The following is a 24,142-nucleotide window of genomic DNA, read 5'->3' as shown; positions in this document are numbered from 1 at the left end:
CCCGAAGTCCACCCCGACTCCGAAGCCGACCCCCAGGCCCACCCCGACGCCCACGCCCACCCCGACCCCGACGCCGACGCCCCCACCCGCGCCGACGATCTTCCAGGTCAGCGAGCTCTCGTACAACGTCAACGGCGACGGCACCGCGCCGGAGATCCAGCTCGGCCAGAGCAGCTGGGTGTGGCAGCGCTACGGCGTCTCGATCGGCGGCACGCGGTACGCGCACGGGGCCACCGTGCACGGCCGGTCCTCCGTCACGATCGACCTCAACCGCCCGTGCGTCTCCTACGACGCGACGGTCGGCGTCGACGACATGATGCTGGGGATCGGCAAGGTGTACTTCGCGGTGTACGCCGACGGGGTGCGGCTGTGGCGGTCCGGGGAGATCGACGGCGGGGATCCCGCGGTGCCGGTGCATGTGGACATCGCCGGGCGCAAGACTGTACGGCTCGTGGTCGAACCGCACAGCTCCTTCGACGACCTGGCGCTGGCGGACTGGGCGGAGTCCAAGTTCACGTGCACGTAGGGCGCGGTGTCGGGAGCGGTGCCGTGGTGGGCAGGTCGGCCAGGACCTCGTCCAGGGTGAGGGTCTCGCCGCGGGCGCGTTCGGCGGCGTAGCGCCCGGGGCCCAGGGCGGTGCGGGCCGCGGTCTCGGTGTGTTCGACGTGGGCGCGCTCCGGCATGGGGCGCGGGTGGCCGCCGCGCCAGTGGTCGCCCGCGGCCAACAGGCGTACCGCGCGCGGGAGTTCGCCGAGGTCGGCACAGAGCAGGGCCGTCTGGTCCACCAGCATCGCGATCACCGCGTCGGCGCAGCGCTCCTCGACGGCCTCGCGCAGGGTGGCGACCATCAGCTCCAGGCCGTGCGCCGGGCCGGACTCGGCGGCGGTGACCAGGGCGGCGACCGCGTTCAAGCCGGCCCTGAACTGCGGTGGGGGCGTGCCCTTCTCGCTCTCCGTCCGGGCCAGGTCGCTCAACTCCCGCGCGCGTGCGATCTCCCCGTCCTCCAGGGCGATGTGCGCGCGCAGCATCAGGACGAACGCGCGGGCGTCCACCACGCCGTGCCGGTCGGCCTCCTCGGTCGCCCGGTCGAGGCCGGCCATCGCACTGTCGCGGTCGCCCTCGCGGAAGGCGAGTTCGGCGAGGCGGGCGATGAGGAACGGGGTCTCGGTGTAGGCGCCGACCTCGTAGGCGAGCTCCAGCGCCTCCTCGTAGGCCGTCCGCGCCTCCTCGAAGCGGCCGCGGACCATGGCGGCCTCGCCGACCGCGCTGGACACCTGGGCGCGTACCCAGCGGTCGCCGACGCGGCCGCAGAGTGCCTTCAGCGTCTTCAGGTCCTCGTCGATGCCCGTCATGCCGCCCGGCGAGTCGACGAGGAGGTGGGTGCGGAACATCAGCATGACGGCGTTCTCCCAGTCGCCGCCGTGGGCGCGGACGTTGACGACCGACGCCTCCATGGCGGGCCGGATCTCCATCGACTCGGTGAGGAAGTAGGCGGTGAGCGGCCAGATGAGCCCCGGCATACGGGCCGACCGCGGGCCGCCGGCGGCGAAGTAGCCCTGGATCAGCTGCATGTACCGCCGCATCCGCTCGTCCGCCAGCTCGTCGTCCGTCCGGCCCAGGAGCTCGGACTCGGCCCTGAGGAAGAGGTTCAGCAGCCGGAGGTCCATCCGCAGTGCGTGCAGGGGGTGTCGGGCGTCCGCCTCCGGGTCGGCGACGTAGGCCTCGTACGGGTCCTGGGCGGAACCCTCCGGGGTGGCCAGGTCGAGGACGCGGATGACCCATTCGGCGCCCTCGGGGCGGAAGTTGCGCAGCCACCAGAACCAGCCGAGGGCGACGGCCAGGGCGCCCGCCTCCGCCTCGTCGCGCGCGGCGAGGGAGCGGGCGAGGGCGGCCCGGATGTTGTCCAGCTCGGTCTCCAGGCGGGCTATCCACGGGAGTTGGTCGCCGGAGCGGAGGAGCGGCTCGGCCTCCTCGGCGAGGGCGCGGACCCAGGCGCGGTGCCCGCGCTCGGCGGCGGCGCGCAGGCCGGGGGTCTCGGCGGCGCGCTCCACGGCGTACTCGTGGATGGTCTCCAGCATGCGGTAGCGCATGCCGCCGTCCGTGTCGCCCGGGGTGGCCACGATCAGGGACTTGTCGACCAGGGAGCCGATGAGGTGGGCCGCGGGGCCGGTGCACACGGCCTCGGCCGCCGCGAGGTCCCAGCCGCCGGCGAACACGGAGACCTCGAGCAGCACCGTCCGCTCCGCCTCGTCGAGCAGTTCCCAGGACCAGTCGACGACGGCCCGCAGGGTCTGCTGGCGGGGCAGGACCGTGCGGCTTCCCGAGGTGAGGAGGCGGAAGCGGTCGTCGAGGCGGTCGGCGATCTGGCGCGGGGTGAGCAACCGGAGCCGGGCGGCGGCGAGTTCGATGGCCAGGGGCAGGCCGTCGAGGCGGCGGCAGATCTCCGCGACGGCCTCGGTGTCCTGGAGCACGGCCCGCGCGTCGGGGCGGACGGCGGTGGCGCGCTCCGTGAAGAGGCGGTGGGCCTGGTCGGGGACGAGGGGTTCGACCGGGCGCACGGACTCGCCGGGGACGCCCAGGGGTTCACGGCTGGTGGCGAGGATCGTGAGCCCCGGGCAGCGGGTCAGGAGGGTCTCGGCGAGGTCGGCCACGGCGCCGATGACATGTTCGCAGTTGTCAAGGATCAGGAGTCGGCCGCGCGAGGCGCAGTACTCCACCAGCAGGGCGACCGGGTCGTCCTGCGTGCTGAGCGACTCGGTGGTCAGCAGCGCGGTCTCGCGCAGACCGAGGGCACTGACCACCGCGCCCGGCACCGCCTCCGGCCGGTCGAGCCGGGCCAGCTCGACGAGCCACGCCTGCGGGAGCCCGGCGGCGGCTTCCTCGGCGAGACGGGTCTTTCCGGAGCCGCCCGGTCCGGTGAGGGTGACGAGGCGGGCCCTGTGCATTTCGGAACGGATGGCGGCGATCTCGGGTTCCCGGCCGACGAAAGAGGTAAGCCGTGGACGCAGGTTGCCGTTGCGTTCGGGACGCCCAGGCGCCGGGGGCGTCGTACTGGCGGGTGCCGTCGACGCGAGCAACTCCCCGTGCAGGGCACGGAGTTCGGGCCCCGGGTCGGTGCCGAGCCCTTCGGCGAGCGCGCGCCGGGCCGCCTCGTACGCGGCGAGGGCGTCGGCCCCGCGGCCGCAGGCGCGCAGGGCGCGGATGAGGAGGGCGTGCAGGGGTTCGTCGTAGGGATGCGCCGTGGTCAGTTCCCTCAGTTCCGGTACGACGTCGGCGGCGCGGCCGAGCAGCAGGTCGGCCTCGGCACGCGCGCGTGTGGCCTCCTGGCGGAGCGCGTCGGGGCGGGCGGCGGCGGAACGGTCCGGGAGGTCGGCGAGCGCGGGGCCGCGCCACAGGGCGAGCGCCTCGGCGAGGTCGCGGGCGGCGGCGGTCGCGTCGCCCCGGTCCAAGGCGGCCGTACCTCTGCGGGTGAGGTGTTCGAAGACGAACAGGTCGACGTCGTCGCGGGTCGCCGTGAGGCGGTAGCCGCCGGGGTCGGAAACGATCGCTTCTTTACCGAGGGTGCGGCGCAGGCGGCCGACCAGGGCCTGGAGGGCGGCCGGGGCGTCCTGGGGAGGGTCGTCCGCCCACACCTCGTCGATCAGGGTGGCGAAGGGGATGTTCCGGCCCGGGTGCAGGGCGAGCGCCGCGAGCAGGGCGCGCAGGCGCGCACCGCCGAGGGGTACGCCGGTGCCCTGTTCGTCGTCCGCCCGGGTGCTGCCCAGGATTCTGTACCGCACCGGACCATTCTCGCCGGGCGGGCGGGGCGGGGGCACGGGGTTTCGCGGCGGGGCGGTCGGATGGGGTGGTTTGGGGTGTGCTGCCCATCACCTCCCGGATCTGTGCAACGACTATGTGTGAACAGTTAATGTCCGTATACAGCCAAAGCCTTCACAGGGGCCTAGGCTGCGCAGCCGAAGCCCCTACCTGGACTTCGGCACGTTTCATGGGGGCAGGGGACGCGTTGACCGGAGCAGCACCGCAGGCTGTGCACTTCAACATCCTGGGCGCGCTGGAGATCTGGGCCGACCAGCAGCGGCTGCGGCTCGGCGGGCCGATCCAGGAACGGGTCCTCGTCACCCTGCTGCTGGAGCCCGGACGTGTCGTGCCGGTAACGCGTCTCGTCGAGGCCGCGTGGAACGAGGAGCCGCCCGCGACGGCCGTCCACCAGATCCGCAAGGCCGTCGCCGACCTCCGCCGCCGGATACCCGGCGGGGCCGGACTGCTGGTCACCGACGGGCCCGGCTACCGTGCCGCCGTCGCCGACGAGCAGGTCGACCTCAGCCGCTTCACCCGGCTCACCGGCGAGGCCCGCGAGCAGTTCGCCGCCGGGGCCGCCGCGCAGGCCGCCGATCTGCTGCGCGGGGCGCTCGCGCTGTGGCGCGGGCCCGTCCTGGCGGGCTCCGGCGGAACCACCCTCGCCGCCGCTGCCACCGCCCTCGACGAGCGCAGGCTGGCCGCCGCCGAGCAGCTCTTCCAGCTCCGCCTCGACCAGGGCGAGAGCCGCGAACTCGTCGTCGAGCTACGCGAGTTGATCGTCGAGCACCCGCTGCGCGAGACCCTGCGCGGCCAGCTGATGCTCGCCCTGTACCGCTCGGGCCGCGCCGCCGAGGCCCTGGAGGAGTACGGCCGGGTCCGCGACCTGCTCGTCGCGGAACTCGGCATCGACCCGGGCCCCCGGCTGACCAAGCTGTACGAGGCGATCCTGCGCGACAGCGACGAACTGACCGGCCCGGAGCCGCAGTTGCCCGCCGCCGCGGGACCGCAGGCCCCCGCCACCGCCCCGTCGCTGTCCACGCTCCCCTACGACCTCTCGGACTTCACCGGCCGCGAGGAGGAGCTGCGCACCCTGCTGCGGCACGCCGCCGAGCCCTGTGACGGGACGCGGATCGTCGCCGTCGACGGCATGGGCGGCAGCGGCAAGACCTCCCTCGCGGTGCGGGCCGCCCACCAGCTCGCCGAGCAGTACCCGGACGGGCGGCTCTGCTTCGACCTGCGCGGCTACTCGCCGGGCGAGGAGCCTCTGCAGCCGACCGCCGTGCTCGGCGCGCTGCTGCGCACCCTCGGCGTCCCCGACCAGCGCGTCCCCGAGGACGAGGGCGGCCGGGCGGCCCTGTGGCGGGCCACCCTCGCGGGCCGGCGGGTGCTGCTCCTGCTGGACAACGCCAGTGACTCCAGCCAGGTCCGGCCGCTGCTCCCGGCCTCGCCCGGCTGTCTGGTCCTGGTCACCAGCCGGGCGCGGCTGATGGACCTGGACGGCGCCGAGTGGATCTCGCTCGGGGTGATGCCGCCCGAGGAGAGCCTGACCCTGCTCGCGGAGACACTCGGCGAGCGGCGGACCGCGGCGGAGCCGGAAGCCGTGGCCGAACTCGCGGAATTGTGCGGCCACTTGCCGCTCGCCCTGCGCATCGCGAGCGCCCGGCTGCGCAACCGCCAGCGCTGGACCGTGCAGTACCTGGTCGACCGGCTCTGCGACGAGACGCGGCGGCTGGGCGAGCTGAGTTCCGGCGAGCGCAGTGTCGCGGCGACCATCCAGCTGTCGTACCAGGCGATGGAGGAGGAACACCGCCGGGCCTTCCGGCTGCTCGGGCTGCATCCGGGGACCGAGGTCGACGTGCACTCCGGCGCCGCGCTGCTCGGCACGGACCGGCGGACCGCCGAGGACATCCTGGAGCGGCTCCTCGACGTGCATCTGGTGCAGCAGCACACGCTCGGGCAGTACACGCTGCACGATCTGGTGCGCAGCTTCGCGCAGAGCCTGCGCACCGACGCCGCCCGGGCCACCGACCACGCCGCCCTCGAGCGGGTCCTCGACTACTACGTGGCCGCCTCCGAGCAGGCGTGCGCGGTGCTGTTCCCGCGCCGGGCCCGGCACGCCACACCGGCCCCCGCCGACGTGGCCGAACTGCCGCCGCTGCAGGGGGTGGAGCAGGCGCGCGGCTGGTTCGACCAGGAGCACTCCGCGCTGCTGTCCGCGGTGACGGTGGCCCATGAGCAGGGCCTCGACGTGCAGACCGGGCAGCTCGCCCGCAACGCCATGTTCTATCTGAACCTGCGCGGCTCCTTCGACGAGTACGAGAACGTGGCCGTCCTCGCGGTGGCCTCCGCCCGCCGGCTCGGCGACCCCTCCGCCCTGCGCGCCGGCCTGTCGAACCTGACGTCCTCGCACTGGAAGCTCGGCAAGTTCCGCGACGGCCTCGCCTCGGCCGAGGAGGCCCTGCGGATCGCGCGGTCGGCCGGCGACCTCCACGGACAGGCCGTCAGCCTCGACCAGTTGGGGCTGCTGCACAGCTGCCTCGGCCATCTGAAGGAGGGCCGGGACAACCTGGTCCGCAGCATCGAGCTGCACGAGAACGCCATGCGCAAGGAGATGGCCCTGTGCAACCTCAGTACCGTCTGCGCCTGGCTCGGCCGGTACGAGGAGGCGGCGGCCGCGGCCGAGCGGGCCGTCGAGCTGCGCCGCGCGCACGGTGAGCCGGTCAGCCAGATCCCGGCCCTGAACGACCTGGCGATCGCCCTGCTCGGCCTCGGCGAGCCCGAGCGGGCCAGGGCGTGCCTCGGCGAGGCGATGTCCGTCGGTGACGAGTCCTCGTTCCCGGAGGACCTCGCGCTCACCCTCGCGCTCGCCGCCGACGCCGAGCAGCGTCTCGGCCGGCAGCGCTCCGCGTCGGCGTACGCGGAGCAGGCCCTGGACCTGGTGCGGGAGCGCGGTACGGCGCTGCGGTGCTGCGACGTCGAGAACATCGTCGGCCGGATGCACCGGCAGCGCGGCGCGCACGCGCAGGCCCTGGAGCTGCACCGGAGCGCCGCGCGGCGGGCCGGTGCCATCGAGTACCGGGTGGAACTGGCCCGCGCCCACGACGGGATGGCGCACGCGGCCGCCGCGCTCGGCGACGGCGCGACGGCGCGCCTGCACCGGACGCAGGCCGACGAGCTGTTCGCGTCGATGGACATGCCCGCCATGTCGGAGGGTCCTGGCTGACCTTCAACTGCCCACGACGGAGCTACGGTTGTGCCCCGCACCCGGACGTACGGGCGCGGGGCACTGTCGTGCCGTAGGCGTGCCGTCAGCCGGAGATGAAGTCCGGGCCGCCGTTGTTCAGCGGGGCCGCCACCGTCGCGTCGGGGCCTCCGTTGTTCGCCGGCAGCTCGGTGGCCGTCCCCCAGCCCAGTACCAGAACCGCCGCCACGATCCCTATGAGCCCGACCGTCTTCCTGCGCATCGCTCTTCCCCCCTGTGGTGGTGATGTCGTTCGACGTCCCTCATGGTGCCGTCGAGCGATCCCGAAGCGATACCGTGCGAGTACCACTGGTCACCGGCTGTTCCTGGGCGAGGGCGCGGAACAGCCACAGATCGGGATCGACCCCCCCGCCGACGCGCGGGAGTTGCGGTTCACGACAAACTAGGGACGCCTCGGCGGCGACCACGCGGGCGCCCCGTTCGGTGAGCACCAGCCGGGTGTACGCGGGCCCGGAGCGGTAGTCGGCCAGGTCGAGCAACGCCCGTGCCGCCGCCCGCAGTTCGGACCGCACGTGGGTGTCGAGCGGCGCCGGGTACAGCTCGGTGACGGGCCCGCCCGCGGGGTGCCGGGCCGTGAGGGCGAGGACGTGGTGGGCGCCGTCGACCGTCAGGGTGTGCACGCCGAAGACGGGCCCGGCGAGGTACTCCTCCAGCAGATAGGGCCCCGGCGCCGCGTCCGCCTGCCGACGGGCCGTCCAGGCCGCCAGGTCTCCCGGGCAGTTGATCCGGGTGACATGGTGACCGCCCGCCGCGTCGGTCCGCTTGACGACCAGCGGCAGCCCCAACGCCCTTACCAGAGCCGGGACTTCCCCCACCGAACGGGCCTCCCGGGCCCGCACCGCCGAGCGGCCGTCCTCGTTCAGCAGACGGCGCATCGCGGTGCGGTCGCGGATCCGCCGCACGGACTGCGGACTGGTCGCCGACGGCCCCGCCGCGTCGGCGGCGGCGAACGCGGCGGCTCTACGGCGCCGGTCGCCCAGGTGCAGCACCTGGGCGATGCCGTGCCGGCGGGCGGTCCTGCCCAGCAGGGCGGCGAGGGCCACCGGATCGCCGGTGTCGGTCAACAGCAGTGCCTGCGAGAGCCGTTCGGTCTCGGCGAGGCAGTGCGGTGCGCACAGCGCCGGGTCCTGCACCGACCAGACCCGGAACCCGGCGGCCACGGCCCTGACCACCGAGGTGTGACAGGGCTGGACGAGGAGCAGCCGCCGGTCGGCTCCGCACCTCATGTGCCGGCCGACGACCGGTCCGGTCCGACGAGTTCGTCGGCGAGGGTGCCGCCGCTGCCCCAGTGGTCGTGCGCCACGTCCCGGACGAGGACGGTCACGGCCTCCTTGGGACAGCCCGCGATACGGGAGGCGGTGGCGGTCAGTTCGGCCACGAGTTCGGCGCGGGCGGCACGGTCGTTGCCCTGCCACCAGTCGACGGTGATCACCGGCATGTCAATGCTCCTTGCTGTCAGGGGTGTTGGGGGTGGTGTCGTCCTGCCACAGGCTGAGGTAGCGCTCGCCGGTGTCGGGCAGCACGGTGACGACGGTCCGGCCCGCGTACTCGGGCTTGGCGACGAGCCGGGCGCAGGCGTGGACGGCCGCGCCGGAGGAGACGCCGACGAACACGCCCTGGCCGCGCGCGAGTTCACGGGCCGTGTGCAGGGCGTCCGCGTCGGTCACGGTGACGACCTCGTCGATGAGGGAGACATCGGTGGTGGCCGCGACGAAGCCGCCGTTCAGGCCGGGGATGCGGTGCTGGCCCGCCGAACCGCGCGACAGCACCGGGGAGTTCTCCGGTTCCACCGCCACGACGTGCACCGCCGGGTTCCGCTCCTTGAGGTAGCGGGCGATGCCGGTCAGGGTGCCGCCGGTGCCGACCCCGCACACCAGGACGTCGACCTGGCCGCCGGTGTCCGCCCAGATCTCGGGGCCCGTCGTCTCGTAGTGCGCACGGACGTTGTCCTCGTTCTCGTGCTGCCGGGTGAACCAGGAGCCGGGCGTGGCCGCGTGGATCTCCTCGGCCCGGGCGATCGCGCCCTGGTACCCCGCCTCGCGCGGGGTGCGGACGACCTCCGCGCCCAACGCGCCCAGCAGGGCGATGCGTTCGGCGGTGGCGCTGTCGGGCAGCACGATCACACAGCGGTGGCCGCGCGCGGCGGCAAGGGCGGCCAGTGCGATCCCCGTGTTGCCCGAGGTGGCCTCTACGACCGTTCCGCCGGGCCGGAGTTCGCCGCGTTCCTCGGCGGCCCGGAGCATGAACAGGGCGGCCCGGTCCTTGATGCTGGACAGCGGGTTCACGGACTCCAGTTTGGCCAACACCCGTACACCGTCGGCGGCTTCGTCAACGCGCAGGCGGATCAGGGGAGTTGAGCCGACCAGGTCGGCGATGCTGTCGGCGATGGGCTGGGGCACGGTGTCCTCACGTGGGTCGGGAAGGGGTCAGGCGTCTTCGAGCACGAGCTGCTCCAGGAACCAGGTCTCGACCTGCCGCAACCGCTCCTCCACGGCCGCCCGGTCGGGGCCCGAGACCAGCACCGTGCACAGGAAGTCGGAGGAGGTCCGGGCCGCCGCCAGGGTCTGACCGGGCTGCACGAAGACCCGGAACCGCTCGACCCAGGGGAACTCCGGCGGCACGGCGTCCGGTACGGCGGTCACCCGCCCCGGCCGCTTCATCAGCACCAGCTGGCCGGTCATGGTGCGCGGCAACGGCCGTTCACCGGCGGGGAGTTGCTCAACGGCCACCGGCAGGCCCAGTTCGGCGCGCAGCCAGCTCTCCGTCGGGTCCGCGCCGAACAGCAGCGTCACGATGTCGCGGATCGCGGCACCGCCCGTGCGGCAGGCGATCTCGCAGAGCACCAGCTCGTCGTCGGGCGTGTGGAAGACCTCCGCGTGGAAGGCGAAGTTCTCCGGTCCGGGCAGCGCCGCGAGCAGCTGCTCGGTGAACGCGAGCAGCCGGTGCGAGAGCGGGTCGTCCACGTCGAGGGTGAGGTCGATCCGGGGTCCGGTGTCGGTGGCGAAGGTGGCGAGGGCGTACTGGTACTGCGAGGGCCAGGCCAGCGCGAGCCGGCCGCCGAGCACCAGGCCGTCGATGTGGCAGAGCGGGCCGGGGACGTACTCCTCGGCGATGAGGTTCGGCAGGTCGGGGCCGTAGAGGTCGAAGTCCTCGGCGAGGTAGGTGTCCAACTCCTCGCGGCTGCCGAGGATATGGAGGCCGACCGAGCCCGCGCTGTCGCGCGGCTTGAGGACCAGGGGGAAGCCGTGCGCGTCGGCGAACGCCACGATGTCGGTCGCCGTCTCCATCTCCCGGTACGCGGCCACCCGCACCCCGGCCGCCGCCGCCAGCTCCTTCATCAGGGACTTGTCCCTGAACGGCAGGACGGTGTCGGTGCGTTGGCCGGCCAGGCCGAGTATCTCCCGCAGTACGGCGGCCCGTTCGAGGTCCCGTTCGTGCGGGGCGACGACGTGGGTGACGCCGTGCTCGCGCGCGAGGTCCAGGGCGCGTTCCTCCAGGCGGCCGCTCGTGTCGTAGCCGTCGACCGACTCGGCGTGCGCGTATCCGGCGCCGGGCGAGGGGAGTTGCTCCCCCACCCGGTCCAGGTTCTCGCGCGAGGCGAGCAGCAGGACGTCACCGGCGTGGTCGGCGAACCAGGTGTCGTAGGGGACCGCGTTCAAGGATCCGACCTGGTGCAGGACGAGAACACTCATTCAGACCGCCTCCACGCTCTCGAACTGCCGTGCCTGTGCGCACACGAGGTGGCGTGCGTCGGCGGTGTGTCCCGTGTAGCGGACGGTGTCGACGCGCCAGGTGCCGAACTCGTCGCGTACGGCGTCGACTTCGAGCGGATGACCCGGTACGGCGGGCAGCACCGCGAGGGCCGCGTCGGTGGCGGGGGTGCCGGGGCCGTGGTGCCGGGGTCCGCTCGTCGCGGGTTCGACGGTGAGCCCGGCGGTCGCTGCTGTGGCGCCCTCGGCGAGACCGCCCCGGGCGAAGGCACGCAGCGCGCTCTCGTCCGCGAGCTCGGCGACAACCGCCCGCTCGGGGCCGCGCCCGCGCCGCACCCGTAGGGGATATCCCCAGGCGTGGGCGGCCCGGTACAGATCGGGGATCGTGGCGGCGGGCACCCGCCGCACTACGGGCACACCGGCTCCGCCGAGCAGCTCGGCCGCTCGGATCGCGTCGGCGCCGACCACGGCCTCGTCCCGGGTCTGCCCGGCGAGACCCAGGTGGTCGCGGAGCGAACCGGCGCGGATCTGGTCGTCGGGGTGCAGGGCGACCAGGGCGGTGATGTGCGTGTTCGACGCGAGACTCAGGACGGCGAGTTCGGCGGTGGCCGAGTCGGAGTCGGCGGCGGTGCTGGAGGAGTCCACCACGATCGCGTCCCCGCCGAGCCACTCCCCGTAGGGCAGATCCCCCAGGGACCGCCGGTGCAGTACGACGACCGTCATGCCCGCGCCTCCTCTTCCGTCTCCATGCGTACCGTCAGGCCGGTCGCCGCCAGCTCCTCACACAGCAGCACCGCCTTGTCGGTGGTCGGGGCGGTGACGGCGATCAGGCCGAGGCGGTCCCAGTTGTCGCGGGCGGCGCGCAGGACGGAACCCTTACGGGCCGCGATGTCGACGGCGAGGACGTCCGGGTGGGCCCGGAGTTCCTCGGCGCCGGTGATCTCGGCGACCGTGCCGGGGCGGCCGATCAGACCGCGTACGCAGCCGGCGGCGCGTGGCTCGGGGCGGGCGGGCAGCGGCTCCACCAGGCCGAAGGGCCAGGCGAGGGCGTACCGGACGAGGTCGATGCCGTAGGCCGCCTCGACGAGGGTCTGGATGCGGCCGCCGCCGTTGCGGTTGTGGCCCTCGATGACGAGCGGCCCGCGCGGGGAGAGCCTCAACTCGGTATGTCCGGGGCCGTCCTTGAGGCCGACCGCGTCGAGGAACGCGGCCACGGCCGCCTCGATGCGCCGTTCGTCCTCGGCCCGCAGTCGAGCCGGCATGGCGTGGCCCAGTTCCGCGAAGTGGGTCTCGTCGACGAGCTTCTCGGTGATCGCGACGACGACGTGCCGGCCGCCGAAACTGAAGGTCTCGACACTGAACTCGGGGCCCGGGATGTACTCCTCCATGAGGTAGCCGCCGACCTGGTAGAGCGTGGTGCCCCGGTCGACGCCGTCGGCGCGCAGCGTCTCGATGTGCCGCCACACCTCGTCGACGTCCTCGGGACCCGACACCTTGAAGATGCCGAACCCGGCGGTCAGGTCGGTGGGCTTCACCACGAACGGGTAGCCGTGCGCGGGCCCGAACGCGGCGAGGCTCTCCCGGTCGGTCAGCGGACCGGCACCGATCGCGAACTCCGGTGCCACGTGCGCGAGATGGCGGCGCATCGCCAGCTTGTCCCGGAGCAGCCGTGCCGTCTCGTAGCCCGTTCCGCCCAGCCCGAACAGGTCGTTGATCCGGCCCGCGATCTCCAGTCCCGGCTCGGTCAGGGAGAGCGCGGCGGCGAAGTCCCACACCTGGTGGGCGGCCCTGGCCAGCGGTTCCACCACGGCCCAGTCCGTGAAGTCGGCGACGAAGGTGACATCGGCGAGCTTCGCCTGTTCCGGGTCGAACTTGTCCTTGTGCTGGATCAGGATCACGTTCAGACCGAGGGACTTGGCGATGCGCAGCGGCTCGGTGAGATGGCCGAGGAGGAGCAGGGTGCGCTCGGGCACCATCGGCTGCGTGGGCTGCGTGGGCTGCGGCTGTACGGCGTTCAGGAGCGCCGAGGTGTACGTCACCCGCAGCAACTCCTTTGCCGTGCGCGCCCGTTCCTCGGTCTCCCGTGCGTCGGCTCCCTCGACCACGACGAACCCGTGGCGGCTTCCGGAGTGCACGGTGACGGGGAGTTCGTCGCCGGGACCGTAGGGGAAGCGCACGTCGTGGACGTACGCCAACTCCCTGATGGAGTCCTCGCCTTCGAGCTTCTCGATACGGCCCGGTTCCAGTTGGAAGAAGGAGATCGCGGCCGAGCGGGCGGCGGCCCCGGGTGTGAAGGGGCGGCCCGCGAGTGCCTCGAAGATCGCGGCCTCGATGTCGAAGCCGGTGGCTACGCGGATCAGGTGCGGGATGCGGTCGCCGCCGAGCCGGGCCTGCGACTCCACGATGCGTGGGCCGTCGGCGGTCAGGATGATCTCGGTGTGGGCGGGGCCGAAGCGGTGTCCGGCCGCGTCGAGCAGTGCCGTCACCAACTCGCCCATTCCTACGGCCGTTTCGGCGGGCAGCGGGGCCGGGAAGAGCTGGCCGGTCTCCACGAACAGATCGCCGTCGGTGACCTGCTTGGCGGTGATGCCGACGACCTGGTGGACCCCGGCCGCGCTGAGCGTCTCGACGCTGAACTCGGGGCCGTCGAGGAACTCCTCCACGACCACGGGACCGTCGTAGGCGAAGGTCTGCAACTCCTGTTGCCAGGCGCGGAGTTCATCGGGGGTGCGGACCAGGCGGACGCCCGCGCTGCCCTGGAGACGGGTCGGCTTGACGATCGCCGGGTAGCCGAAGTCCCGTAGGAGGGCGGGGACTTCGGTGGGGGTGTCGGTCGTGGCGCTGCGCATCGGGGAGAGTGCGTGTGCGGCGAGGAGTTCGCGCATCGCCGCCTTGTCGTTGAGGCGGCGGACGGCCTCGGGCGGGTTGAGGGCCAGGCCCAGCGCGTCGGCCTCCAGTGCGGCCGGGAGCATCGTGGACTCCTTGCCGAGGTGCAGGACGTGGGCCACGTCGTGGGCGAGGGCGCTCTCGCGGATCAGGGTGCGCAGGGCGGGCTCGTCGGTGAAGTCGGCGTACAGCAACTCGGCCGAGTGACTTGCCACTTCGCGCAGGTACTCCTCCGACTGGAGGGTCGGGTCCCAGATCGAGACGACCTCGAAGCCGGCGGCCACGGCCTTCTCCACCAGCTGGCGGTACGGCTGGACCATGAGGATCCGGTTGTTCTCGGTCACTGCTGGGCCCTTTCAGGAAGATGCGCAGGAGGGGTGCGGGATACGGCTGTTGCTGCTCAGGTGGTGGTCGGCACCGGGTGGGCGACCGCGGCCGTGCGGGCGTCCTGGGCGCGGAACAGCGACTGGTACAGGGCCATCGCGGTGAGGCCGAAGACGGCGTAGACGACGGCCATGCCCCAGGGTGGGACGAGGGCACTGACGGTCACGCAGAGGGAGCCGACGAGGAGGCCGAGGCGGACCTGGAGGCCGTAGGCGGCCATGTACTTGGTGCGGGAGGCGTCCGGCACGGAGTTGGCCAACAGGGTCTGTTTAACAGGGGCGTTCATCAGCTCGCCCGCCGTGACCACGAAGGTCGCCACGATCAGGGTCCAGGCGTCGCCGCTGACCGCCCACACCATGTAGCCCGCGGTGAACACGACGATCCCGCCCATCAGCCGGCGCCGTTCGCCGACCTTGCCGAGCAGCTTGCCGACCCACAGCGCGCAGCACACGACCAGCAGGGTGTTGACGGCCCGCATGATGCCGAGCATGTTGACGCCGTTCACGCGGACGTGCCACGGGCCGAGGTCGATGAGGTCCTGGGTCGTGAAGTGGTCGCCGAGGCGTACCGCGATCGACGACGAGATCTGCACCTCGATGGAGCGGATCAGCAGGGCGGCGACGATGAGCCGTAGGAAGACCCGGTCGCGGACGACGGAGACGTAGCCGGTGAGCGCGGACCTGACCCCGCGCGGGTTCGCCACGCCGTCCTCGGGTGCCGTCTCCTTGATGCCGAGGAACGTGGTGGTGAAGACCGCGCCGAGGCATACGGCCGCTGCGGCGAGGAGTTGGAAGAAGTAGCCGTAGTAGAAGAAGCCGCCGACCAGCGAGCCCAGCATGAACGCCATGTTCGTGGACCAGTAGTTGATCGTGTAGATGGCGGTGCGGGACTCGACGGTGGTGACGTCGACGAGCATCGCGTCGTTCGCGGGCAGCGCGGTGCCGGCCGAGCAGGCGGCGAGCAGGTACAGCGCGTAGAGGACGACTCCGTTGCCGCCACCGGCCGGTGAGGCCACGAACGCGAGGCCCGCGTAGGCGAGACAGGCGCCGAGTTCGCCGCCGAGCAGGACCGGGCGGCGGCCGTAGGTGTCGGAGAGGTGGCCGCCGACGAGGTTGCAGGTGATGGCCGCGAGCGCGACGACCAGTGTCATGAGGCCGGCGGTCGCGGCGCCGTAGAGCTTCGCGAAGTGGATCACCATCAGCGGGACGAGCATGATGTCGAAGAACCGCTGGACGAAGGCGACGCCTATGCGCAGCCGGAGGTTGGGGTGCAGCTCCTTGAAGTTCACCGGTCGGCCTCCGCGTCCTCGGGCCACCAACTGAGGTACCGCTCACCGGTGTCGGGGAAGACGGTCACCACGGTGGCGTCCAACAGGTCGTGGCGGCGGGCCAGTTCGGCGCAGCTGTGGGCGGCGGCGCCCGAGGAGATGCCGACGAGGAGTCCGGTGCGGGCCGCGATCGCGCGGGTGGCGGCCGCCGCGTCCTCGTCGGAGACCGCGATCACCTCGTCGATCAACTCGACGTCGGTGACCGGGCTGATGAAGCCGCCGTTGAGACCGGGGATGCGGTGCGGGCCGGGCGCGCCGCCGGACAGCAGTGCGGAGCCGGTGGGCTCCACGGCGACGACCCGCAGCTCCGGGTTGCGTTCGCGCAGGTAGCGGGCGGTGCCGGTGAGGGTGCCGCCGGTGCCCACCGTGCAGACCAGATGGGTGACTTGGCCCTCAGTGGCCTGCCAGATCTCTGGTCCTGTGGTCGTGTAGTGGGCGCGTACGTTGTCGGGGTTGGTGTGCTGGCTCGCGTACCAGGAGTGGGGGAGGTCGGCCGCGAGCTTCTCGGCGTGTTCCACGCAGCCCGCGAACCCGAGGGTGTGGTCGGTGAATTCGACCTCGGCGCCGAGCATGCGCAGGGTCAGGACGCGTTCCTGGGTGGCGTTGTCGGGCAGCACGATCAGGCACCGGTAGCCGCGGGCGACGGCCAACGCGGCCAGCGCGATACCGGTGTTGCCGGACGTCGACTCCACCACGGTGTCATCCGGCCGGAGTTCGCCGCGTTCCTCGGCGGCCCGGAGCATGAACAGGGCGGCCCGGTCCTTGATGCTGGACAGCGGGTTGGCGCACTCCAGCTTGGCGAGCACCCGGGCGTCCGTGCCCTCAAGGGGCAGCCTCAGGAGGGGAGTTGAGCCGACGAGGTCGGCGATGCTGTCGACTACGGACAGAGGCATGGGCGGTCCTCGGTGGGAAGCGGGCGGTGGGCGGTGCGGGCGGTCACCAGGACCCCGCCGACGCGGTCACCGCGAACAGGTCCTCCATCAGGCGGGGTTGATGCCCCTTGGCCCGGATGACGGCGGTCGGTGCGAGGACCCGGGCGTACGCGGGCACGTCCTTGTTGACCAGCGCCTGGGCGCCGATGACGGCGTGGTCGGCGATGGTGACCGGGCCCAGCACGGTGGCGTTGGTGCCGAGCACGACGCCGTTGCCGACGCGGGGGTGCCGGCGCTCGCCCTCCGGCCGCTTCACGTCGCTCCACCAGCCGACCGCGCCGAGCGTCACCTGGTGGTAGATCGTCACGTCGTCGCCGACCTGCGCGGTCTCCCCGATCACCACGGCGGCGCCGTGGTCGATGAACACCCGCCGGCCCAGCTCGGCGCCGGGGTGGATCTCCACACCGGTCGCGCGCCGGGCACCGTAGGCCAGCAGGCGGGCCGTGATCCGGTGGCCACGGCGGTGCAGGCGGTGGGCGACCCGGTGGGTCCACAGGGCGGGCAGCGCCGGGTGCAGCAGGGCCTCGCGGCGGCTGCGGATGGACGGGTCGCGCTCGACGACCACGCGGAGGTCTTCGCGGAGCGTGCGGAGCAGGCCGTGCGCCGGGGGCGGGAAGGCGGGCTCGTGCGAGCCTTCCACCGGGCGCGGGAAGGCGGGTTCACGCGGATCGTCCGCCGGGCGCGAGGGAGCCGCTCCGCGCGGCCCCTCCGTCAGGGGCGGGACGGCCGGTCCGTACAGACCCGCCGTCGGCCCCGGCACGCCACGTTCGTGGTCCCTCATGCGTTCGCCTCCGCCGGTTCCCGCAGCGCCGCCAAGGTCACGTCGATCAGCCCAGTGAGGGCCGCGACGGTCTCCGGGTCCGTGAAGTCGCCCTCGGGGGTGCGCAGTTGGCCCGCGCGGCCGACGGCGACCGGCTCGTGGTCGACCACCCGCGCGCCGCACTTCGTCAGCACCCGGGCGAGCGCGGCCTGCGCGTCCACGGCGCCGCGCGCACCCGGCGAGGCGCTGGTGAGCGCGACGGTTCTGCCGGTCAGGGCGCTGTCGCCGTTCGGGCGGGAGAGCCAGTCGAGGGCGTTCTTGAGGACGCCCGGCATCTCGCCGTTGTAGGCGGGGGTGCTGATGAACAACGCGTCGGCCGCGCCCACGAGTTGCTTGGCGGCGCGCACGGCGGGCGAGTCGTCCGCCTGCTCGACGTCCCAGTCGAAGTGCGGGAGCAGGCCCACGGACAGCGACTCGATCTCGTACGTGTCCCCGTCCGGCCGCCCGGTCAGCAGGCGGCGCACGGTGGCGAGGACGGACGCGTTGAGCGAGTCCCTGCGGACACTCCCGGAGATGAGCACGATCTTGGTCACGGCGGCTTGCCCCTCAGTTCTCGGCTGGCTCCGAGCCTGACTCCCCCCGGTCCCGAACCCGTCCCGTGCCGGTCCCGCACCGGGCGGTACCGGCACGGGAAGCCTTCGGTAGCCCCCGCCCGCAACCTGATCAGCGGCTGATCAACAGGGGGAACCACGCCAATGAAGACCGCGAGTGCACTGACGTCCGGCATACCGCTCACGGGCAGCACCCTGCCCGACCTGCTGTCGCACCAGGCCGCCCTGCGCCCCGACGCGACGGCGGTCGACCACCGCGACACCCGGCTCTCCTACGGCGAACTCCAGCGCCGTAGCCGCGACTTGGGCGACCGTCTCGCCCGCCTCGGTATCGGCCCCGACACCCGGGTGGGCCTGTTCACGGAGCCGTCCCTGGACCTGATGGTCGGCGCGTGGGGCATCCTCGCCGCCGGCGCCGCCTATCTGCCGCTGTCCCCGGACTACCCGGAGGACCGGCTGCGCTACATGCTGGAGGACTCGGGGACCTCGGTCGTCGTCACCCAGCCGCATCTGCGCGACCGGGTCACCGCCCTGGCGCCGCGCGGTACGACGGTCCTCACCCCGCAGGACCCGCCCACCGAGGGCGACTTGGCACCGGTCGCGTCGGTGCCGGCCCCGGACCATCTCGCCTACGTCATCTACACCTCGGGCAGTACGGGTCGCCCCAAGGGCGTGATGATCGAGAACCGGGCCGTCGTCAACCAGCTCCGCTGGCTTGCCGACTGCGGTCATCTCGGCCCGCAGGTCACGGTGCTGCAGAAGACGCCGATGAGCTTCGACGCCGCCCAGTGGGAGATCCTCGCCCCGGCCGTCGGTGCCCGGGTGGTGATGGGCGCCCCCGGCATCCACCGCGACCCCGAGGCCGTCCTCGCGGCGGTACGGGCGGGCGGGGTCACCACCCTCCAGTGCGTGCCGACGCTGCTCCAAGCCCTGCTGGACACCGAGGAGTTCGGCTCCTGCACCTCGCTGGAGCGGGTCTTCTCCGGCGGCGAGGCCCTCACCCACCGGCTCGCCCGCGACCTCCTCGCCGAGCTGCCCGGGGTCTCCCTGATCAACCTCTACGGCCCGACCGAGACCACCATCAACGCGACCGCCCACCAGGTGGACCCCGACGACCTGGGCGGCGGCGCGAGCGCGACCGTCCCGATCGGCGTCCCGGTCGACGGCCTGAGCGCGTACGTCCTCGACGCGGACCGCGCGCCCGTCGACATCGGCGAGAGCGGCGAACTCCACCTGGGCGGCGTCCAGTTGGCGCGCGGCTATCTCGGCCGACCCGAGCAGACCGGGGAACGGTTCGTGGACTCGCCGTTCGCCGCGGGCGAGCGCCTGTACCGCACCGGTGACGTGTGCCTGTGGAACCCGGACGGCACGCTCCAGTTCGTCGGCCGTACCGACAACCAGGTCAAACTCCGTGGCTACCGCGTCGAGTTGGAGGAGGTCGCGGCCCGTATCGAGGAGCACACCTGGGTGCGCCGCGCGGCCACGCTCGTCACCGACGACGCCCGCACCGGCCACCAGGCCCTCGTCGCCTGCGTCGAGCTGAACCCCCGCACCGCCGCCGTCATGGACCAGGGCGCGCACGGCGCCCACCACCAGTCCAAGGCGTCGAAACTCCAGGTCAGGGCCCAGCTCTCCAACCCGGGCCTGCGCGAACCCGCCGAGCTGGCGGGCCGCCCGGTCATCGCCCTCCCGGGCCGCGAGGCGACCCCGGAACAGCGCCGCGCGGCCTTCGCCCGCAAGACCTACCGCTTCTACGAGGGCGGCCCGGTCACCCGCACCGACCTCCTCGACCTGCTCGCCCCGCGCCGGACGCCCCGGCACCCGCGCCCGCTCGCCGATCTCTCGATCGACCAACTCGGTTCTGTTCTCCGCTGGTTGGGCCCATTCCGCAGCGAGGAGCGGCTGCTCCCCAAGTACTCCTACGCCTCCCCCGGCGCCCTCTACGCCACCCAGCTGCACATCGAGTCCGGCGGGGCGGCGGGCCTCGCGCCCGGCGTGTACTACCACCACCCCGCCGACCACACCCTGGTCCGCGTGGGCGACCCGAGCGGCCACTGCCCGGACGGCGGGCTCGTCCTGCACTTCCTCGGCAAGCGGCGCGCGATCGAGCCGGTCTACAAGACCAACATCCAGGAGGTCCTGGAATTCGAGACCGGCCACATGGTGGGGGTCCTGGAGGAGGTGCTCCCCGAACACGGTCTGACCGTACGGCCGTTGGGCCACTTCCCCGCCGTCAAGGACTCCCTCGACGTCGCCGACGAGGACTACTACCTCGGCACGTTCGCGATCACGCCGGACGACGACGAGGAGCCGCACCACGACTCCACCGAGCTGTTCGTGCAGGCGCACCCCGGCCGCGTCGAGGGCCTGCCCGGCGGGCAGTACCGCTACCGCGAGGGCCGACTGGAGCCGCTGGGCGAGGAGTTGATCGAACCCCGGCACGTCATCGCCATCAACCAGGGCGTGTACGAGCGCGCGAGCTTCGGCGTCAGCGCGGTCGGCCGGGCCGCCGAACCCTGGCTGGAGTACGTCGAGTTGGGCACCCGGCTGCACCACCTCCAGCGCACCCCGGGCTTCGGCTTCATGTCCTCGGGCTACTCCTCGAAGACCGGGCACCCGCTGCCGGCCGCCCGCCGCCTGAACGACATCCTCGCCGCCGCCGGCATCGCGAGCGGGGCGTCGTACTTCTTCCTCGGCGGCCGGGTCAGCGCCGAGCAGGTCGCCAGCGAGGGCATGCGCGAGGACGCCGTGCACACCAAGGGTCCCGCCGAGATGATCCGCGACGAACTCGCCCGGTCCCTCCCGGACTTCATGCTCCCGAGCCGTGTCCTCGTCCTGGACGTGCTCCCCCTGACGGCCAACGGCAAGATAGACACGAAGGCCCTCGCGACCGCCCCCGAGGTCACTTCGGCCCGCGCGACGGGTCCGTACGTCGCACCGGAGACCCCCACGGAGGTCCGCCTGTCGGTGACTTGGGGCACGGCGCTCAAGTACCCCGACCCGGCCGAGGTCTCCACCGAGGACAACTTCTTCGCCAGCGGCGGCAATTCACTGATCGCGGTCGCCCTCGTCAACCGGATCAACAGGGAGTACGGCACGAAACTCCCCCTCCAGGCCCTGTTCGAGGCACCGACCCTGCGTGAACTGGCCGCGCGCATCGACGAGGCCCCGACCACTCCCGTGTCCCGCCTGATCCCCCTGGCCCGCGAGGGCGGTTTCGCCCCCGTCTTCTGCTGGCCCGGGCTCGGCGGCTACCCGATGAACCTGCGTCTCCTCGGCGGCCAAGTCGCCCTGGACCGCCCCTTCTTCGGCGTCCAGGCGCACGGCATCAACGCGGGCGAGACCCCGTACGCCACCATCCGCGAGATGGCGAGCGCCGATCTCCGCGAGCTCCGGCGCGTCCAGCCGAGCGGGCCGTACACCCTGTGGGGCTACTCCTTCGGCGCCCGGGTCGCCTTCGAGGCCGCCTGGCAGCTGGAGCGGGCGGGCGAGAAGGTCGAGCGCCTGCTGCTGATCTGCCCCGGGAACCCGGAGGTCCGCCGGGCGGACGGACAGACCTGGGGCCGCGACGCGTCGTACACGAACCCCGCGTACGTGACGATCCTCTTCTCCGTCTTCGCGGGCACCATCCACGGCCCGGCCCTGGACGCCTGCCTCGCCGCCACCCGGGACGAGGACAGCTTCGTGTCCTACGTGGGTGAGTTCCTCCCGGCCCTCGACGAGGAGACGATCCGCCGCATCACCCGGATCGTCGCGACGACGTACGAATTCGACTACACGTTCCGGGAGTTGGCGGAGCGGAGGGTCGAAGCGCCGATCACCGTGTTCAAGGCGCGGGGCGACGACTACTCGTTCCTGGAAGGTGCGTCCGGGTACTCCGCCAAGCCGCCGGTCGTGGTCGATCTGGAGGGGGATCACTACGAGGTGCTCAAGGAGCGGGGGGTGGGGGAGCTGGTGGCCGCGGTGCGGGCGGCCATGGGGAGTTGAGGGGTGCGGGGTGACCTTCTGGGCGTCGGGGCGGGCGGCTTCAAGTCCCGGCCCCGGGGCTCTCGTTCGAGCCCTGGCCACCGCTCCCGTTCACGCGCCCGAAGCCAACGCCCCCCGCTGCGGCCTGATCCCCTCCGGGACCGCACGCGCGCGGGCCGGTGTTCCCGTCCAACAAGTGCCCCGGCGGGCCAACAGCCGCCCCAGCCACAGTTCCAGGGACACCAGGTCGGCCAGACCGTCCAGCGGCAACGGCTCGCCCTGGGCCGCCGCGCGCAGCGCCTTGCGGACGACGCGGGCCTCCACCAGACCCGCCTGCGCGAGCAGCGGCGTGGCGAAGAGGTCCATCAGGGGGTCCGCCGCGACCCGTAGACCCTTACGGGCCGCGGCCGCCGCCGAGGCGTGGGAGGGGGCGCCCCAGCCTGGCGGGAGGTCGCCGACGCCGGCGCCCTCCAGGACCGTGCGCAGGATGGCCGCGCGGGCGCCCGGCTGGACCCGTAGCGCCTCGGGGAGGGAACGGCAGGCGCGGACCACCTGGTTGTCGAGGAAGGGCGTGTGCAGGCGCTGGGAGCGGATCTCGGCGGCCTGTTCCAGGACGCGGAGGTCGTTGGCGTGGCGGGCGAGGGCGGCACGCGCGCGGAAGTCTCCGGGGCGTTGGCCCGGGCCGCTGCCCTGACGGCTGGGCGCGCTCTGCAGGCGAACCGATACTTCAGCCAGGGCCTCACCGGTCAGCCAGCGCGCGGCGGGCCCCGGTCTGGCCCAGGTGAGCGCCGCGAGGGAGGCACCGACGGCGCCTCCGGGTTCGTCGAAGCGCTGGTTCATCAGCCGGTCGGCGAGGACCTCGAGTCCCGCGCCGTAGGGCGTACGGGCGAGGCGGCGGGCAGCGCCGTAGACGCGCCCCGGGACCATCACCGAACCGTCCGCCTTCGCCAACGCCGCGACCGGGCGCACCAGATGGCGCCGTTTGCGGTCCATCAGGAGGTCGGCGAGGCGGGCCGGGTGGGCGTCCAGGACCTGGCGGGCGCCGTAGCCGGTGAAGTGGTCGGCGCTGCCCGCGGCGAGCCGGGCGCGGTGGCGGGCGGCGACGATCAGGGAGGGGCCCGGTTCGTCGGTGAGGGGGCCGTCGAGTTCGGCGTACGGCAGGACGTCCTCGGCGCCGGTGACCACCACGTGGTGCAGGCGGGGGTTGGCCGCGAGGGTGCCCGCACGCTCCACCTCGGACTCGCGCCCGGGGACGGCGAGATCGTTGAACGTGACGGCGAGGAGCCGCTCGCCCGCGCCGGTGCCGTGCCCCAGGACCGTGCCCGGCGCCCCCGGCAGCCCGGCGGCGAGCAGGGCCAGCGTCCCGGAGGCGGGCCCACCGGAGAGGTCGGCCCCGATGCCGGGGACGGGCATCCCGCGCGCGGCACGTCGTTCGGCGGGACCCATGCCGGGTACGGGGCCCGGGTCTATGTCCGGGACGTGGCGAGGTGCGGAGAGCCGAGCCCGCACCGCGTCAACCAGCGCGTCCCGTACGGCGTCCACCGCGCTGTCCGGGTCGACGGCCGCCGCCGCGACCGCGAGGGAGGCGACCGGCTCGTACCCGGCGATCTCGCGCGCCCCGGCGCGCAGCACCAGCGCATGCCCCGGCGGAATGCGCCGTACGCCGTCGTAGGGCGTCGAGTCGTGCAGGGCGGCGGGCACGTCCGGGGCGGCGAGCAGCGCGGCGAGGTGGCCGAAGTCGAGGTTGGCCTCGATGAGGTCGGCGAGCGGGAGCGCGGCCGTGGAGTACGCCGTACCGCCGGCCCAGGGGGTGTAGAACACCGGCTTGGCGCCCGCGAGATCACCGCAGACCATGGTGCGGCGGCCGACCTTGACGACCGCCGTGTAACTGCCCGACCAGGCCGTCAGATGCCGAAGTGCCCCTCCGCGCGCGGAGAACAGGCTCAGGCGCAGCTCCTCGTCGGAGGCACCGCACGTACCGAGGACGGCGATCCGCGTCTCCGCGTCGACCTTCACGACCCGCACCTCGTCGGGCCGCCAGTCGCCGACCGCCCACAGCGGATCCGGGTCGCCCCACAGGAGTTGGGACCCCACCGGGTGGACCGTCTCACCGTCGAGTCCGGTCGCCCCCGCGGAACCGATCGCGGCGGCTCCAGCGGCGGTACTGCTCCATCCCACCAACCACCGCATCGACGCCTCCACAGGCTGTGGACAACCAGTGCACCGCACGAACTGGGCACCATGCTGCCATGAAGGACGCCTTCCGGAGGGCCGGAGAAGCCGCTTGAGATCGCGTGAAGACGCCCTGGACGAGGGACAACCGGACAAGGAAGACCCTACGTCCACGACGCGAATGCGCCCCCGATACGCTCCCCCAAAACACCTAACGCGCCCTCAACTCCCATGGTAGGAGCGGTATTCGACATCGGGAGGCAGGGGCGGTTTTCGGCCAAATCGGCGATACAGGGACAGGCTCGCGCACGCTCCGTACATGCCGTGCGCACCG

The 24,142-nt window shown here is 73.0% G+C and carries 16 protein-coding genes; 3 read left to right on the top strand and 13 right to left on the bottom strand.

The genetic code is table 11. The features are described 5' to 3' along the window. A partial coding sequence (locus tag OO69_RS36375; RefSeq protein ID WP_033285165.1) for an NPCBM/NEW2 domain-containing protein occupies nt 1–526 on the top strand: 526 nt, incomplete at its 5' end. On the opposite strand, the gene OO69_RS36370 is transcribed toward OO69_RS36375, so the two are convergent. After that, complete coding sequence (locus tag OO69_RS36370; protein WP_051801456.1) at nt 513–3,779, bottom strand: BTAD domain-containing putative transcriptional regulator; 3,267 nt, start codon at nt 3,777–3,779, stop codon at nt 513–515. The genes OO69_RS36375 and OO69_RS36370 overlap by 14 nt on opposite strands. Before the next feature lie 224 nt (nt 3,780–4,003). Here OO69_RS36370 and OO69_RS36365 point away from each other — a divergent pair, with 224 nt between their 5' ends. Then, nucleotides 4,004–7,021 carry an AfsR/SARP family transcriptional regulator gene (locus tag OO69_RS36365; RefSeq protein WP_033285180.1) on the top strand — a complete coding sequence of 1,006 codons (3,018 nt, stop codon included), beginning with the start codon at nt 4,004–4,006 and terminating at the stop codon, nt 7,019–7,021. Nucleotides 7,022–7,106: 85 nt separating this feature from the next. Here the strand turns inward: OO69_RS36365 and OO69_RS52155 are convergent, their stop codons facing one another. The 11 genes from OO69_RS52155 to OO69_RS36310 form a co-directional block, all read right to left on the bottom strand. Further along, nucleotides 7,107–7,262, bottom strand: coding sequence for a hypothetical protein (locus tag OO69_RS52155; protein WP_158713467.1), 156 nt, complete (start codon nt 7,260–7,262; stop codon nt 7,107–7,109). A gap of 40 nt (nt 7,263–7,302) precedes the next feature. Next, a complete protein-coding gene (locus OO69_RS36360; RefSeq protein WP_051801452.1) occupies nt 7,303–8,286 on the bottom strand; it encodes an ATP-grasp domain-containing protein in 984 nt (327 codons plus the stop codon). After that, nucleotides 8,283–8,498 carry a tautomerase family protein gene (locus OO69_RS36355; RefSeq protein WP_033285164.1) on the bottom strand — a complete coding sequence of 72 codons (216 nt, stop codon included), beginning with the start codon at nt 8,496–8,498 and terminating at the stop codon, nt 8,283–8,285. Before OO69_RS36355 ends, OO69_RS36360 begins: the two co-directional genes overlap by 4 nt. A gap of 1 nt (nt 8,499) precedes the next feature. Beyond that, complete coding sequence (gene cysK, locus OO69_RS36350; RefSeq protein ID WP_033285163.1) at nt 8,500–9,459, bottom strand: cysteine synthase A; 960 nt, start codon at nt 9,457–9,459, stop codon at nt 8,500–8,502. A gap of 27 nt (nt 9,460–9,486) precedes the next feature. Beyond that, nucleotides 9,487–10,752: a hypothetical protein gene (locus OO69_RS36345; protein ID WP_033285162.1), complete on the bottom strand. Its 1,266-nt coding sequence runs from the start codon at nt 10,750–10,752 to the stop codon at nt 9,487–9,489. Next, nucleotides 10,753–11,493: a hypothetical protein gene (locus OO69_RS36340; protein WP_033285161.1), complete on the bottom strand. Its 741-nt coding sequence runs from the start codon at nt 11,491–11,493 to the stop codon at nt 10,753–10,755. After that, entirely contained in the window at nt 11,490–14,000 is a 2,511-nt protein-coding gene (locus OO69_RS51535; protein ID WP_106971169.1) for an ATP-grasp domain-containing protein, read from the bottom strand. The genes OO69_RS36340 and OO69_RS51535 overlap by 4 nt, the downstream gene beginning before the upstream one ends. A 56-nt stretch (nt 14,001–14,056) precedes the next feature. Then, the gene (locus OO69_RS36325; protein ID WP_033285160.1) at nt 14,057–15,328 is read right to left on the bottom strand and encodes an MFS transporter; all 1,272 of its coding nucleotides are present in this window, start codon (nt 15,326–15,328) and stop codon (nt 14,057–14,059) included. Next, complete coding sequence (locus tag OO69_RS36320) at nt 15,325–16,260, bottom strand: PLP-dependent cysteine synthase family protein (protein WP_051801450.1); 936 nt, start codon at nt 16,258–16,260, stop codon at nt 15,325–15,327. The genes OO69_RS36325 and OO69_RS36320 overlap by 4 nt, the downstream gene beginning before the upstream one ends. A 43-nt stretch (nt 16,261–16,303) precedes the next feature. Beyond that, on the bottom strand, nt 16,304–16,894 hold the full coding sequence (gene epsC / locus OO69_RS36315) for a serine O-acetyltransferase EpsC (RefSeq protein ID WP_033285175.1): 591 nt from the start codon (nt 16,892–16,894) through the stop codon (nt 16,304–16,306). Nucleotides 16,895–17,076: 182 nt separating this feature from the next. Continuing rightward, nucleotides 17,077–17,652, bottom strand: a complete 576-nt coding sequence (locus tag OO69_RS36310) for an NADPH-dependent FMN reductase (RefSeq protein WP_051801449.1) — start codon at nt 17,650–17,652, stop codon at nt 17,077–17,079. Between the two features lie 162 nt (nt 17,653–17,814). Between OO69_RS36310 and OO69_RS36305 the strand changes: the two genes are divergently transcribed. Further along, nucleotides 17,815–21,657, top strand: coding sequence for an amino acid adenylation domain-containing protein (locus tag OO69_RS36305; protein ID WP_033285159.1), 3,843 nt, complete (start codon nt 17,815–17,817; stop codon nt 21,655–21,657). Between the two features lie 90 nt (nt 21,658–21,747). On the opposite strand, the gene OO69_RS36300 is transcribed toward OO69_RS36305, so the two are convergent. After that, the gene (locus OO69_RS36300; RefSeq protein WP_033285158.1) at nt 21,748–23,826 is read right to left on the bottom strand and encodes an asparagine synthase-related protein; all 2,079 of its coding nucleotides are present in this window, start codon (nt 23,824–23,826) and stop codon (nt 21,748–21,750) included. Nucleotides 23,827–24,142 lie beyond the last annotated feature (316 nt).

The organism is Streptomyces sp. NRRL F-525 (assembly GCF_000716605.1).
Lineage (GTDB): Bacteria > Actinomycetota > Actinomycetes > Streptomycetales > Streptomycetaceae > Streptomyces.
The sequence above is the reverse complement of the archived record's forward strand: the minus strand, read 5'-3'. Positions and strand labels throughout refer to the sequence as shown.